Source organism: Nocardia sp. CC213A (assembly GCF_030766805.1).
In the GTDB taxonomy this organism is placed as follows: domain Bacteria; phylum Actinomycetota; class Actinomycetes; order Mycobacteriales; family Mycobacteriaceae; genus Nocardia; species Nocardia otitidiscaviarum.
Genome location: NZ_JASFXA010000001.1, coordinates 190,319 through 203,883, shown reverse-complemented (window position 1 = coordinate 203,883; position 13,565 = coordinate 190,319). Strand labels below are relative to the sequence as shown.

13 protein-coding genes are annotated in these 13,565 nt (G+C 71.1%); 8 read left to right on the top strand and 5 right to left on the bottom strand.

Annotated elements, in window-relative coordinates; translation table 11 throughout:
• From QJS31_RS00975 to QJS31_RS00955, 5 genes are all read left to right on the top strand, one after another.
• Positions 1-1,098 (top strand): cytochrome P450, encoded by a 1,098-nt coding sequence (locus tag QJS31_RS00975; protein ID WP_282786148.1) that lies wholly within the window; start codon positions 1-3, stop codon positions 1,096-1,098.
• A complete protein-coding gene (locus tag QJS31_RS00970) occupies positions 1,098-2,060 on the top strand; it encodes a methyltransferase (protein ID WP_306355903.1) in 963 nt (320 codons plus the stop codon). Before QJS31_RS00975 ends, QJS31_RS00970 begins: the two co-directional genes overlap by 1 nt.
• Positions 2,057-2,806 carry a class I SAM-dependent methyltransferase gene (locus QJS31_RS00965; protein WP_282784240.1) on the top strand — a complete coding sequence of 250 codons (750 nt, stop codon included), beginning with the start codon at positions 2,057-2,059 and terminating at the stop codon, positions 2,804-2,806. The genes QJS31_RS00970 and QJS31_RS00965 overlap by 4 nt, the downstream gene beginning before the upstream one ends.
• Positions 2,807-2,820: 14 nt before the next feature.
• Positions 2,821-4,164 carry a cation:proton antiporter gene (locus QJS31_RS00960; protein WP_282784242.1) on the top strand — a complete coding sequence of 448 codons (1,344 nt, stop codon included), beginning with the start codon at positions 2,821-2,823 and terminating at the stop codon, positions 4,162-4,164.
• A 296-nt stretch (positions 4,165-4,460) separates the two neighbouring features.
• The gene (locus tag QJS31_RS00955; RefSeq protein ID WP_282784244.1) at positions 4,461-5,453 is read left to right on the top strand and encodes a hypothetical protein; all 993 of its coding nucleotides are present in this window, start codon (positions 4,461-4,463) and stop codon (positions 5,451-5,453) included.
• 411 nt (positions 5,454-5,864) lie between these two features.
• Here the strand turns inward: QJS31_RS00955 and QJS31_RS00950 are convergent, their stop codons facing one another.
• The 3 genes from QJS31_RS00950 to QJS31_RS00940 form a co-directional block, all read right to left on the bottom strand.
• A complete protein-coding gene (locus QJS31_RS00950) occupies positions 5,865-6,452 on the bottom strand; it encodes an HPP family protein (protein ID WP_200881348.1) in 588 nt (195 codons plus the stop codon).
• 1 nt (position 6,453) lies between these two features.
• Positions 6,454-7,008, bottom strand: a complete 555-nt coding sequence (locus QJS31_RS00945; RefSeq protein WP_282784248.1) for a flavodoxin domain-containing protein — start codon at positions 7,006-7,008, stop codon at positions 6,454-6,456.
• A gap of 253 nt (positions 7,009-7,261) precedes the next feature.
• The gene (locus tag QJS31_RS00940; RefSeq protein ID WP_282784250.1) at positions 7,262-8,833 is read right to left on the bottom strand and encodes an AarF/ABC1/UbiB kinase family protein; all 1,572 of its coding nucleotides are present in this window, start codon (positions 8,831-8,833) and stop codon (positions 7,262-7,264) included.
• Positions 8,834-9,046: 213 nt separating this feature from the next.
• On the opposite strand from QJS31_RS00940, the gene QJS31_RS00935 reads away from it, so the two are divergent.
• A complete protein-coding gene (locus tag QJS31_RS00935; protein ID WP_282784252.1) occupies positions 9,047-9,850 on the top strand; it encodes a sigma 54 modulation/S30EA ribosomal C-terminal domain-containing protein in 804 nt (267 codons plus the stop codon).
• A 49-nt stretch (positions 9,851-9,899) separates the two neighbouring features.
• Here the strand turns inward: QJS31_RS00935 and QJS31_RS00930 are convergent, their stop codons facing one another.
• Positions 9,900-10,604, bottom strand: coding sequence for a CBS domain-containing protein (locus tag QJS31_RS00930; RefSeq protein WP_306355726.1), 705 nt, complete (start codon positions 10,602-10,604; stop codon positions 9,900-9,902).
• A gap of 233 nt (positions 10,605-10,837) precedes the next feature.
• On the opposite strand from QJS31_RS00930, the gene QJS31_RS00925 reads away from it, so the two are divergent.
• Positions 10,838-11,281 (top strand): hypothetical protein, encoded by a 444-nt coding sequence (locus QJS31_RS00925; RefSeq protein ID WP_306355725.1) that lies wholly within the window; start codon positions 10,838-10,840, stop codon positions 11,279-11,281.
• On the opposite strand, the gene QJS31_RS00920 is transcribed toward QJS31_RS00925, so the two are convergent.
• Positions 11,205-11,801: a universal stress protein gene (locus tag QJS31_RS00920; protein WP_306355724.1), complete on the bottom strand. Its 597-nt coding sequence runs from the start codon at positions 11,799-11,801 to the stop codon at positions 11,205-11,207. The two genes, QJS31_RS00925 and QJS31_RS00920, sit on opposite strands and share 77 nt — an antisense overlap.
• A 168-nt stretch (positions 11,802-11,969) precedes the next feature.
• Between QJS31_RS00920 and QJS31_RS00915 the strand changes: the two genes are divergently transcribed.
• On the top strand, positions 11,970-13,565 hold the full coding sequence (locus tag QJS31_RS00915) for an NADH-ubiquinone oxidoreductase-F iron-sulfur binding region domain-containing protein (RefSeq protein WP_282783143.1): 1,596 nt from the start codon (positions 11,970-11,972) through the stop codon (positions 13,563-13,565).

Here is a 13,565-nt window from a genome sequence, read left to right as displayed (position 1 = left end):
ATGTCCACGGGCACCACCGACACGTCCACCGGCGACACCGTCTTCAATCCGCTCGACTCCCGGCACATCCGCGATCCGTATCCGCTGCTGCGCGACCACCCGCCGGTGGCCTGCCCGTTCTCCGGATTCCGGGTCGTGGTGTCCGACGCGGTGTCGCGCACCGTGCTGCGGGACGCAGCGAGCTTCTCGAGCCAGGCGAACAACACCGTCGCCGCACAGGCGACCGCGCCGGAGAAGGTGCCGGCGCTGTCCCAACTCGACGCACCCGAGCACACCCGGCTGCGCGCGCTGATACGCGGACAGTTCACCGCCAAGGCACTGGCCGACCTGGAACCCGTCCTGGCGGCACACGCTCGCACGCACGCCGCGGCCGCCGAGGATCTGGTGACCGACTTCGCCGAACCGCTGCCCGCCCTCGCCCTCGCCGAATTCCTGGAACTGCCAAGCGATCTGGTGCGACGGTGGGTGTCGGAGTTCACCACCCTGGTCGGCTACGAGACCGCGCCCGGCTGGTCGGAGTTCCGCGACCACGTCGGCGGCCTGCGGCTGCGGCGCTTCCCCGACCTCACCGCGCCGGAGCGGCGGATGCTCGTGCACTTCCTCGTCGTCGCCGGTGTCCGCAATGTCACCCACCTGATCGGCAATCTGCTGCACCGCCTGCTGATCTCGCGGATGTGGCCGCTGCCCGCCGAGCACCTCGGCGCGGCCGTCGAGGAGTCGCTGCGGCACGAGCCACCCGCGCTGTGGAGTATGCGCACGGCGACGCGCCCCTGCCCGGTCGGCGACACACCGGTCGCGGCGGGGGAGCGGATCTTCGTCGTCACCGCCGGAGCCAACCGCGATCCCCGACGCTGGCCGGACCCCGACGAGTTCCGGTTGCATCGGCCGGGCGCGGCGGGCCACCTCAGCTTCGGCACCGGGCCGCACGCCTGCCTCGGCGCGACATTCACCCGCCTGCAAGCCCAGATCTATCTGCGCGTGCTGGCCGAGACCGCACCGCGCCTGCGGCTGGCGGACGGATTCAGCTATCGATCGACCGGCGACCTGATGAGTCGCGGTCCCGCCACGCTACCGGTACGGAGGTTGCCGTGTCCCTGATGGATCAATCGGATCTGGTGACGCCCTGGGCGATTCGGGTCGCGGCGACCCTGCGCATCGCCGATCTGATCGCCGACGGTGTCGACGACGCGCACGAGTTGGCCCGCAAGGCCGGGGCGAATGCCGATGCGCTGCACCGTTTGCTGCGCTACCTCGCCTGCCGTGGCGTGTTCACCGAAACCGCGCCCGGCCGCTTCGGACTCACCGACTCCGCGCGGCTGCTGTGCTCGGATCACCCACTCGCCATGCGGGATTGGTTCGACCTGGACGGGGCGGGCGGTCGCATGGACCGCGCGTTCGGCGCACTGCTCGAGGTGGTGCGCACCGGTGAGCCCGGCTATCCGGTGGTGCACGGTCGATCGCTGTGGGACGACACCGACGCCTCCTACAACGAACTCATGAGCAAGCACACCCGCTTCACCGTGCCCACCCTCACCGACGCCTACGCCTGGGACCGGGTGCGCTCGGTGGTCGATGTCGGCGGCGGCTCCGGTGCGGTGCTCAGCGCACTCGCGTCGGCGCATCCCCGGCTGACCGGCACCCTGGTGGATCTGCCCGATGCCGCCGATGCCGCCGCCCGCGCCTTCGAGCGAGCCGGGCTGGGCGAGCGGTGCACCGCCCGGGCGGGCGACTTCTTCGAACCGCTGCCCGCGGGCGCGGACGCCTACCTGCTGACCTGGGTGCTGCACGACTGGCCCGACGCCGACGCCGCACGCATTCTGCGGCGGTGCGCCGAGGCCGCGGGCCCGCACGGTCGCGTTCTCGTGGTGGAGAACCTGGACAGCGGTGTGCGGCCGGAGATCACCACCGCCATGGATCTGCGCCTGCTGGTCCTGTTCGGCGGGCGCGAACGCACCAGCGAACAGCTCGACGAACTGGCGGCGGCGGCCGGGCTGCGGCGGCTGTCCGCCCGCACTCTGCCGGGACCGACCCCGGTCTGGCTGATGGAGTACGCGCGGTGATCGACCCCTATGCCGCCACCGCCGAGTTCTACGACCTGGTCGCGGCGCCGCTGTGGGCGCGCAAGGGGCCGGTGCTGGCGGCCGCGCTGCGGCGGGCCCGGCCCGACCTGGGCCCGATCCTGGACATCGGCGCGGGCACCGGGCTGTCCACCGCGGCGGTCGCCGACGCGGTGCCGGACGCGAAGGTCATCGCGGTGGAGCCGTCGGCGGCCATGCGGATCGCGCTGGCCACCCGGATCGCGGTGCGCGGACTGACCGATCGCGTCACCATCGTGGCCGATCCGGTGAGCGCGCTGGCCTTTCCGGTCCGGCTGGGCGGGGCCGTCGTCTACGGCGTACTCGGCCACCTGCCCGCCGCCGATCGGACCCGGCTGCTGACCACGCTCGGTGAGCGGCTGGCTCCCGGAGCTCCCGCCGTCGTCGAACTGCTCGACGAGACCGCGCCGCCCACTCCCGCCCTGACCCGGATCGCGCGAGTTCCGGTGGGGGAGAACCACATCGAAGTCTGGAGCCGCGGTAGCGAGGACGAACCGTCGCGGCAGCCGGGCGGCCCGGCGCGGTGGACGCTGACCTACCGGCTGCTGCACCGGAACACGGTGCTGCGGACGGTGCAGACCCCCATGCCGTGGGCGGACTACGACCTGGCCGCCCTGCGTGCCGAGGCGCGGCGGGCGGGACTGCGCTGTACGCGCGTCGCCCCCGATACCGTACTGCTCACCCGCGGCGACGCCGCCGAATTCGAGTGAAGGACAGCCCGGTCATGCCCTCCCTGCTGGAGCTGTCCATGCACTTCTTCGTGCAGATGGCCGTCATTCTGGTGGTGTACCGGCTGGTGTGGCTGGTGTGCCGACCGCTGGGACAGGTGCAGGTGGTCGCCATCATGGCCGCCGGATTCCTGCTCGGCCCTTCGGTGCTCGGCGCGGTGTGGCCCGCCGCGCAGCGGTGGCTGTTCCCCACCACCATCGCCATCGGCGGCGAGACCGTGACCCATCCGTCGCTCGGCGTCATCTACGTCGTCGGGCAGCTCGGGCTGGTGCTGTACATGTTCCTGGTCGGCTCGGCCTTCCAGACCGACATTCTCGGCGCGCACGTCCGAGTGGCGGGGGCCACCGCCACCGCCGGGGTGGCGGTGCCGATGCTGCTGGGCGGGGCGACGGGACTGGTGCTGGCCGCCCGTGGCGGTTACTTCACCGACGAGATCGCATCCTGGCAGGCGGCGCTGTTCCTGGCCGCCGCGGTCGCCATCACCGCGTTTCCGATGCTGGCGTGGATCATTCACGATTCCGGGCTGCACCGCACGCGCATCGGCACCATGGCGCTGGCCTGCGCCGCCTCCGACGACGCCTGCGCGTGGGTGCTGCTGGCCGCGGTCGTGGCCAGTACCCGGGGTGATGCGGCGGGTGCGCTGATCGCGGTGGGCGGCGGCGTGGGGTTCGTGGTGTTCATGCTGACCGTCGGCAGGCGTGCGCTGGCACCGCTCAACGGCTGGGCGGACCGCGACCCGCACGGCGACGCCGTGGCGACCGCACCGCTGATCGTCATGCTCACGGTGGTGCTGCTGTGCGCCTGGTTCACCGACCTGGTCGGCGTGTACTCGGTGTTCGGAGCGTTCGTCGCCGGTATCGCCATGCCGCGCGGCCGCCTGCTCGATCAGGTGCGCGCCCGCACCGAACCGCTGGTGTCGTATCTGCTGCTACCCGCGTTCTTCATCTTCTCCGGCCTCAATACCGAACTGAGCCTGATCCTCGAGCCATCGGTCCTGCTGACGGCCGTCGCCGTACTGGTGGTCTCGTTCGGCGGCAAATTCGGCGCGGTCACCCTGGCCGCCCGCTACCAGGGCATGAGCTGGCGCGAAGCCGGTTCGATGGGCGCGCTCGCCAACGCCCGCGGCCTGATGGAACTCATTCTGCTGAATATCGGCCTCACCGCGGGCCTCATCACCCCCGCCCTCTACACCATCCTCGCCCTCATGGCCCTCGTCACCACCTTCGCCACCACCCCCCTCTTCCGACTCTTCGAACGCAACGCCCACAAGCACGGCCGCACCTTCGGCGCCGACGGCGAGGTGCCCATCCGATCGGAGGAGATGCGCACAGCCCGCTGAAGTCACTCGCGGCGGTGCCGTTCGGCCCTGCTGTCGACCGGGGCGGTGGCGCATGGTGAACGGTAGGCGGCCAACGGGTTTCGCCGGATCCGACTACCGCCCTCGAAAGGAGTGAGACAATGGACTGGCCCACCGCGGCGGTGCTCATCGCACTGCTCATCGCCATCACCGCGATCGTGACCACCATGATCGCGGCGCGCAATGGCAAGTCGTGATCTCGTGAAGTGACCATGGACCCACCGCTGGGGGCGGAAGGGCGGTACCGACCGCTCCCGGAGGCGACCAGACTCACCATTATGAGCAGCAGCGATTTCCCCACGACGGCAACCGTTCCCGATCGGTCGACGGTGACAGCGGCGCTGGAGCTCGCCGCTCGCGCCCCGTCCGTCCACAACACCCAGCCCTGGCGCTGGATCTTCGACGGGCACAATCTGCACCTGTACGGCGATGTCGACCGCCGCCTGCCAGCCACCGATCCGCACCATCGCCAGTGGGCGATGAGCTGCGGCGCCGAGTTGCATCACGCCCGGCTCGCCTTCGCCGCCCGCGGCTGGCACACCGATGTGGTCCGGCTCCCGGAGACCGAACATCCGGAGCGGCTGGCCACGCTGCGCTTCCACGCCTGGCCGGATCCGCCCGTGGCGGTGACGGCGCGGGCGGAGGCCATGGCCCGCCGCTACACCGATCGGCTACCGCTGGCCGAGCCGCAGGGGTGGGTCGCCCTGTCGCCCACCCTGCGCGGCCTGGCCTCCCCGCACGATCTCGCCCTGGACGTGCTGGACGAGAACGCCCGCTCCCAGCTGATCGAACTGTCCCGGCACGCCACCGCCGCCCGCCGCTACGACATGCAGTACCGGTCGGAACTGGATTGGTGGGCCGGGCATTCCGGTATGTCGTCGGGCGTTCCGCCGGAGGCGTTGCCCACCGTGGGCGAAGAGGCCCGCGTCGGCGTCGCGCGGTCGTTCCGGCATCCCGAGCACGCACCGCGCCGCACCGCCATCGACCACGCGCGACTGGTGGTGCTGAGCTCCCACGACGACACCCTGCTGCGCTGGCTGCACACCGGGGAGGCGCTCTCGGCCGTGCTGCTGGAGTGCACCGCGCACGACCTGGCGACCTGTGCCCTCACGCACGTGACCGAACTGCCCGCCGCGCGCCGGGCCATCGCCGACCTGCTGCCGCATTCGGCCCTGCCGCAGGTGGTGATCCGAGTGGGCAGCGTCGCCGAGGGGGAGCGTCCGCCGCTGACCGCGCGGCGACCGCTGACCGAAACCCTGACTTTCCACTGACAGATCGCACGCTGACAGATCGCATGCTGACAGATCGCACGCTGACAGACCACACGCTGACAGACCTCATGCTGACGGGCTCATGCTGACGGGCTCACGCTGGCTGACGGACCTCACACACACAGACCTCACGATGGCTCGGGAGTCGCCCGGACCGCACGATGGCACCTCACGATGGCACCCCACGATGGCTCGCACCTCACGATGGCTCGGGGAACTGTCCGGATCGGGGTTTGTCGGCCGAATAGTCTTTCGCTGCCCGGTCCTTCGGTACCGAGTATTGGCGCCGACGACTATTGGGCCGACGACTATTGGTGCCGACGACCGGCACCGTTCGGCCGGTGTGTGCCGGGGCCACGAGGGCGGCGACTCGGCGGCCTCGAACGGTCGGTGCGGTCGGCGGCGACCGGTTCAGCGATCGGTGACCACGGCCGCGTCGTCGATCAACTCCACCCGGTCCACCCCCGCGACGGTGCGCGCCAGGGCCGCCACCACACTCTGCTCGCTGGCGTCGGCGAACAGTCCGCGGATGACCACCTGACCGTCGGTGACCTCGATGGACCAGGCGCGGCGGCTGCCCGCGTAGTCGTCGAGCAGGGCGCGCACGCGCGCCTCGACGGTGGTCTCGTCACGAATGAGCGCGCGCAGTAGATCGCTGCGGGCGACGATGCCGACCAGCAGGCCGTGCTCGACCACCGGCATGGACCGCAACTGCCCGCTGAGCATGCGCGACGCGATGGCGGAGATATCGGTGCCGGGCGTGACGACCTCGGCGGGTACCGCCATGACGGCCTCGACGATGGCGGTGTCCAGATGCGAGGTGACACCCAGTGCGTCGGATTCGGAGAACATGCCCACCACTCGGCCCTCGTCGTCGACGACGGGTAGTGCGGCGAAGCCGTGGCCGGTGAGCAGGGCGACCGCCGCGCGGACGGTGACCTGCGGTCCGACGGTGACGACCGGGCGGGTGAGGATATCGCGTGCGTACATGGTGATCATCTCACTGGTGTGTCGGGTTGGCGGAAATCGACGGCAGCCGAAGGGAATCGGCGATGGTGTCGGCCCAGCGGCGGATGTCGTCCCAGTCGCGCAGATCGCCGTAGCGGCCGCCGCCCATCGCCAGATAGATGAGGTGGACCCACAGCGGCACGCCGTCGCGGTCCATCCGACCGGCGAAGGTGCGGCTGCCCACGACACCCATCGAGGTGCCGATCGAGGCCAGCTTGCCCGCCCACTGTCCGGCGAACCAGCGTCCGACGGGACCGCGCAGCGCCGGGGCGAGACCCACGGCGAACAGCCACGTCGGGCGGCTCTCCAGCGCGTCCCGATGAGTGCGCGCGTACTCGTGCATCGTCGGCAGCAGATCCGTATTGCGCACGGCACTGCCCAGCACGACGGCGTCGAAATGGGCCAGCTCGGGCGCCTGCGTCACGGAGGTGACTTCGACCGCGGCTCCGCGCGCGGACAGGTGCGCGCCGAGGAATTCGGCGACCCCACGGGTGGAACCCGCTGCGGTTGCGTACAGAATCGCGATACGCGGTGTTCGACTTGCCATGGGAACAGCGTCGCGCGTGGGCGGCGCACTCGGGAGAGGCGTCCTGCCCGCGCCGACCGGGACCAATGTCCCCGAACGGCGTCCCCGAACGGCGTCCCCGAACGGCGCGGATCCCGTTCGCGTACGGGCGTTCTCGGTGCGGTTGTGCTCACTGCGGTTGTGCTCACCGCTGCCGTTCTCACCGCGGTTGTGCTCACCGCTGCCGTTCTCGGTGCTGCCGTTCTCGGTACTGCCGTTCTCGACGCGGCTGTTCTCAATGCGGCCGCACTCCGCGCAGCAGCCAGCCGCCGCCCGCCAGCGTCGCGACGGCGGGCAGCCAGCTACGCGGCGGCGGAGGCGCGACCGCGGCGGTGAGCTGATCCAGCACTCCTCGGTGCCGCAGCGTATCGGCGAGGTCGACGAGCAGATCGGGCATATCGAGGGCGAGGGCGAGATAGTCGATGCGCTGTTCGCGCAGCGTGGCCCAGAGATTGGCCGGGGTGGGCAGCAGCGCCAGCAGCAGTTGCGGCAGCAGGGGCCGCAGCAGCGTCGACAGGTCGAGATCGGGGCGGATCACCCGTGCCGTCGACTCCAGGGTGACCAGCGATCGGCACAGCAGCATGAGTTCGCGCGGGAAGACGATGCCGAAACTGCCGCCGAGTCCCAGATCTCGCAGCAGCAGTTGGGCCGCGGTCATGCCGGTCTCCGCCTCATACCAGTCCTCCACCAGATCGGCCACGGCATCGCGGAAGCCGCGCGGATCCGCGCCGGGGCGCAGGGTGGACATGCGCAGCAGTTGGGTGCCGACCGAGGCGTAGTCGCCACCGATGAGGGCCAGCAGCATGAGTCCCATGCGGCGGCGCTGCACACGGTCGAGGCGGCCGAACATGCCGAAATCGAGCAGGCACACGCGGTTGTCGGGCAGCAGCAGGATATTGCCGGGATGCGGATCGGCGTGGAACAGCCCGTCGGTGAACAGCTGCCGCACCATCCAGCTGGCCCCGGCGGCCAACACCTTCTCCGGATCGATGCCCGCCGCCGTCAGTTCCGCGGCGGGTGCGGGTTCCAGACCGTCGATGAGGTCGGTGGTCAGCACTCGCGAGGTACTGAGCTGCCGGTGCACCGCGGGCACCACGAACCGGTGGTCGGCGGCGCTGTTGCGGCGGATCTGCTCGGAAACCATTGCCTCGCGGCGGAAGTCGAGCTCCCGGGTGGTGTAGGCGGCCAGCTCGTCGACCGCGTCGGTGGGGCGGAAGGCCAGTGCGCCGGGGCGATGGCGTTCGATGGATCCGGCCATCCACCGCAGCAGGGCCAGGTCGCGGGCGACCAGTTCGTTCACCCCGGGCCGCTGCACCTTCACCGCCACCCGCCTGCCGCCTGGCAGCGTGGCGCGGTGGACCTGGGAGAGGGAGGCCGCGGCGAACGGTTCGGGTTCGAAGTCGCGGAAGAGCCGACGCAGCGGGGCGCGCAGTTCGAGTTCGACCGTCTGCCGGGCCGCGGCGGCGTCGAAGGGCACCGCGTGCGTGTGCAGGCGTTGCAGGGCCTGGGCGTAGGGGAGCGGGAGGTAGTCGGGGCGCAGCGCCAGCATCTGCCCGAGCTTGACGAAGGTGGGACCGAGTTGTTCTAGCACTTCGCGAATGCGTTCCGGCAGTGGGTGTTCCAGAGCCTGGTGATGTGGGCACTGGTCGAGTCCGGCCGCGCAGTGCAGTCGGCAGCGCAGCGACCCGCATTCGCGGACCGTCAAAGCGTCTCCGAGCCAGCTGGTTTCGCTGCTCCACAGCACCCGGCCGATCTGTGATGCGCGGGCGACCCGCGCCCGAATGCCCACATGTGACGATCGCGCCATGACTCCGCCTTCCGTCGTCGGCACCTCCACGCTCGCCCGCCGCGACGTCATCGCGATAGGGGATATCGGAATCGCGCGGCGGGTCCTCGGTCAGCAGTCGCGCCGGGGGCGCGCCGTGCGGCGGGGATGGTCGAACGGGTCGCCGCCTGGTGACCAAAGGCCCTCCGCAGGTGCCGATCGCGATGGCACAGTGCCTGACAAGGAGGTTCTGCGATGTTGCTGCAGCGTTCAACGGAGCCGGAGTCGATGCTGACGGTGTCGGTCGGTCACCACGTCTCGGCCGCGGGGGCGGCCTACGCCCGGGAGAAGGTCGGGCACGCCCTGACGTTCGCGCCCGAACCGGTACTCGCCGCGCGGGTGCGGCTCACCGGCCACCGAGATCCGGCGGTGTCGGAAGCGGTGGTGGCACAGGCGAATGTGAATATGCAGGGCCGCCCGGTCCGGGTCCAGGTGCGGGCGGCGTCGACCCGGGAGGCGGTGGACCTGCTGGCGGATCGGCTGCGTGCCCGGCTGCTGCGCCTGACCCGGAACTGGGAGGCGGTGCGCCACCGCCGGACGCCCACCCGGCCGCACGAGTGGCGACACGGCGCGTCCGCGCGGACCCCGCTGCCCTATTTCCCGCGCCCGGTGGAGGAGCGAGAGGTGCTGCGCCGCAAGTCCTATGCCCTCGGCACCGAAACCTGCGACGGGGCCGCCGCCGAGATGGACCTGCTGGACTACGATTTCCACCTCTTCGTCGAATCCGGCACCGGCCAGGACAGCGTGCTCTACCACGCCGACGACGCCGGTTTCCGCCTGGCCCAGCTGGATCCCCGCCCCGACGACGTCGCCCGCGGCAACACCCCGGTCATGATCAGCCTGGCCCCCGCGATCGTCACCGACCTCCCCGGCGCCATCGACCGCCTGGAGGTCACCGGCTGGCCGTTCGTCTTCTACCGCGACCCCGACCTCGGCCGCGGCTGCGTCGTCTACCACCGCTACGACGGCCACTACGGCGTGATCGTGCCGTCGCGCTGACGGCGCCCGGTGGCGGGCGGGGCCGTGCCGATGCCCGTCACCGCGGTGGTCAGGGGTTACGGGTGAGGGTGCCGTCGGGGCCGGTGCTCTCCATCGTGGTTTCCGGTCGGGTTTCGTCGATCTCCGTGGTGAGATCGGTGACGACGTCCACCACGCCGTCGACGGCGGCGGTGAGCACCCTGATGATCTCGATCATGCTGCCGCGCTCCACCGTTCCGCTCAGGGTGACCACACCCTGGTCGACCGTGACGGAAACCGCGGAGTGGGGTACGGACATCGCGCGGCGCAGCACCTCGTCACGGACTTCCGCGGCGAGTTCCGAGTCGGGGCGGCGGTACACGCTGAGCAGGTCCTTGCGGCTGACGATGCCGCGCAGCACCCGGTCGGGGCCGAGTACGGGTAGGCGCTTCACGTGTTGGCGGGCCATGAGGGCGGCCGCCGTGGTGAGCCGGGCCCCGGCGTCCACCGCTACCACGGGCGCGCTCATCAGGTCCGCGGCCGTGCGTCCGGTGCCGCGTTGCGTGAACAGTCTGCGGCGCAGGGCCTGCCAGGCGGAGACGGGTGCCACGCCCGCTCGGCGGCCGAGCAGATCGGCCTCGGTGACGATGCCGACCACCCGGCGGTGCGCGTCGATGACCGGGACACCGCTGACGGCGTGTTCGGCCATGGTGCGAACGATGCCGTGGAAGGGCATGTCCACCGGCACCGTGATCACGTCCTGGGTCATGACGTCCGCGACTCGTTTATGCCTCATGGCGTGAGTGTCCGCCGCCGCATCGGCGGTGGGACAGGGCCGAAACGGGGGTGCGGGCGGGACTTTCGGCCCTGCGCGGCGTTGGTGCGCCGGAATCGAGTGCCGAACTACTCTGTCGGATTCGCTCTGTCTGCCGAATCCTCGTTTACAGGAGTGTTTTTCGATATCAGGGGTGTGCCATGAACAGCGCCGCTACGGAGGAACAGTATGCGCCCGCGGGGGAGGAGCGGCCGATGACGGCCTATGTCGCGGACGTCTCGGTCGACGACGGTCCGGCCACTCCCATGCTGTGCCTGCTGACGAGGACTGGCGAGGTGGTCATTCCCACCGTGCCCGACGATCCCCCGGTACCCGACGGCATGACGCATGTGGTGCGGATCGAGCCACGCCGACCGTGGGCGAATCTCGCCCCCGGACAAGCTGTCTCGGCTCCCGATGACTACAGGTTGTGGCATCTGGGGGTCGGGAGCTCGGGTTCGAGTCCGATGGCGGGCGCGGCCCCGCTCGCCCTCACCGTCGGCACCGCGGCGGTGCCCCGTTCGCTGACTCGGACGCGCCCCACTCCGGGACCTGCCTCGCACGATGGCTCCCGTCTGGCCCTCACGGCCGTTGCGGCGCTGTCCGTTGCGGTGTGTGTGGTGCTGATCGTTCGCGCGTTGCGCGCCCGCACCGAATGACCTTCGGGCAGCTGACCTTCGGACAGCGGGCGGCAGCTGCTGCCGGGTCCGTCACGGCGTGCGGTGCTGCGTCGCGGCCGACGTGCGGGGCAGTGCGGTCGAACCCAGCACCATATGTGCGAAGAGGCCGATATCGGCGGCGCCGAGCAGCGATCAGATCGGCGGACCGGGACAGTTCCAGCAGCTCCCGATCGGCGTGGCCGTGCCGGATGTCGACAACTATGTCGAGGGGAGCGGTCGACTCCAGCTCCGCCGTGGACCGGAGCGCGGTGCGCCGGGCGCTGTCGAGCGCGGCGGCGGCCTGCCGATGACGGCTGCCCCCGGGCCGGTACTGGGGACGGTCCAGGGGTGGGAGCACGTAGACCAGGCGCAGCGGCGCGGAACGGGACAGCGCCGCCGCGGCCGCCCATTCGACCGCGCGCAACGCGGCGGCGGAGCCGTCGACTCCGACGACGACGGGTGGCTGTCGGTCGGCACCGTGGGGCGGGCCGGGGCGTCGTTGCGGGGTCTTCGGGTCCATGGTCTCAGCTTCTGTGCTCGGCGACCACGTGTGTAGAGGCGGCGCGCCCGTCGCGGCTGGGACCAAAGACCTTGCGGGAGTGGGCTGGGCGGCCCTCCCGGCACCGACGTGTCCGAGCGCAGAGTAGTCGGTGCCGGCCACCGCAGAGCCGGGGCAGAGGGAGAGGCGATGGAGAGTCGACCCCGCGATTGGATGGCGGTTCGGGCGCACCGCGTCACCGCATCCGCCACGCACGTGACCGGCTGGTTGCGGAACGCGGCCGATGCGCACGGTGAGATCCGGCGCGGCGATATCGACGCCATCGCCACGGCGGCACATCTGCCCCAGGCCACGGTGGCCGGCTCCGCGTCGTTCTACGCGGATCTGACCGAGCCGCGACCGATCAGCGTGTGCGACGGCACCGGATGTTTCGTCGCGCGCGGCGGCTACCCGGCGGCACCGGGCCCGGACGAGCGATCGGTCTATTGCCTGGGAAGCTGTCATGCCGCACCAGCGGAACTGCACGGCGAGACATTGCTGAGCGGTTCGGAGCGCACGCCCGCACCGCCGATTCCCTACGCTTGCCGCGCCGCGGAGCCGGTGGTGCTCGCCGGACTGGTCGGTGACGCGCAGCCCTGGCAGGTGTGGGCCGAGGTGGTCGAGACCCGCCGCCAGCACGAGATCTGGCACGAGGTGGTGCGGTCGGGGCTGCGCGGCCGGGGCGGCGCCGAATACGTGGTGAGCGCCAAATGGCGTGCGGCCGTCCGGAATCCGGCCCCCCGCTATGTGGTCGCCAATGGCGACGAGGGCGATCCGGGCTCGTACTGCGACCGGCTGCTCATGGAATACGACCCGCACCGGGTGCTGGAGGGGATGGCGCTGTGCGCCGCGGCGGTGGGGGCCGACCGAGGAATCGTCCTGGTCCGTTCGGAGTATCCGGTGGCGGCGCGGACGATGCGCGCCGCCATCGACCAGGCCCGCGCATCGGGGCAGCTGGGCCGCGACATCCACGGGTCCGGACTCGACTTCGACGTGACCGTGCAGGTCGGCGCGGGCGCGTATGTGGCCGGTGAGGAGACCGCGCTGCTGCGCTCCCTGGAGGGTTTGCGCGGCACGGTGCAGACCCGACCGCCCTACCCGACCGAATGCGGCTACGGTGGCCGTCCGACCGTGCTGCAGAATGTCGAGACCCTCGCGGCGGTGCCGTGGATCGTGCGCAACTGCGGCGAGTCGTATGCGAAGCTGGGGCGGCCCGAGGAGACGGGCACCAAACTCGTCTGCCTGAACTCCGAATTCACCCGCCCCGGCGTGTACGAGGTGGAGTTCGGCGCCTCGCTGCGCTGGATCGTCGAGGACCTCGGCGGTGGGCTGCGCGACGGACATCGGCTGCGGGCCCTCCAGGTCGGCGGCCCCCTGGGTGGATTCCTCGCCCCCGACGAACTCGATACCGGACTGGCCACCGCGGACCTGGCCGAGCGGGGCGTGAGCCTCGGACACGGCAGCCTGGTCGCGGTGCCGGACACCGTCGGCGCGGTGGATCTGCTGCGGCAGCTGTGGACCTTCGCCGCCCGGGAGAGCTGCGGCGCCTGCGCCCCGTGCCGGGTGGGCACCCGGCGCGGACAGGAGCTGGCCGAGCGCATGGACGCCGCAGAGCCCGCCGCCGACGCGACGATGCGGCGACTGCTCGACATCATGCGCACCGGCAGCATGTGCGCGTTCGGCACCGGGGTGGCGGCGGCGGTCCGAAGCCTGTTGCGCGTCTATGGAATCCACGACCGGGGGTGA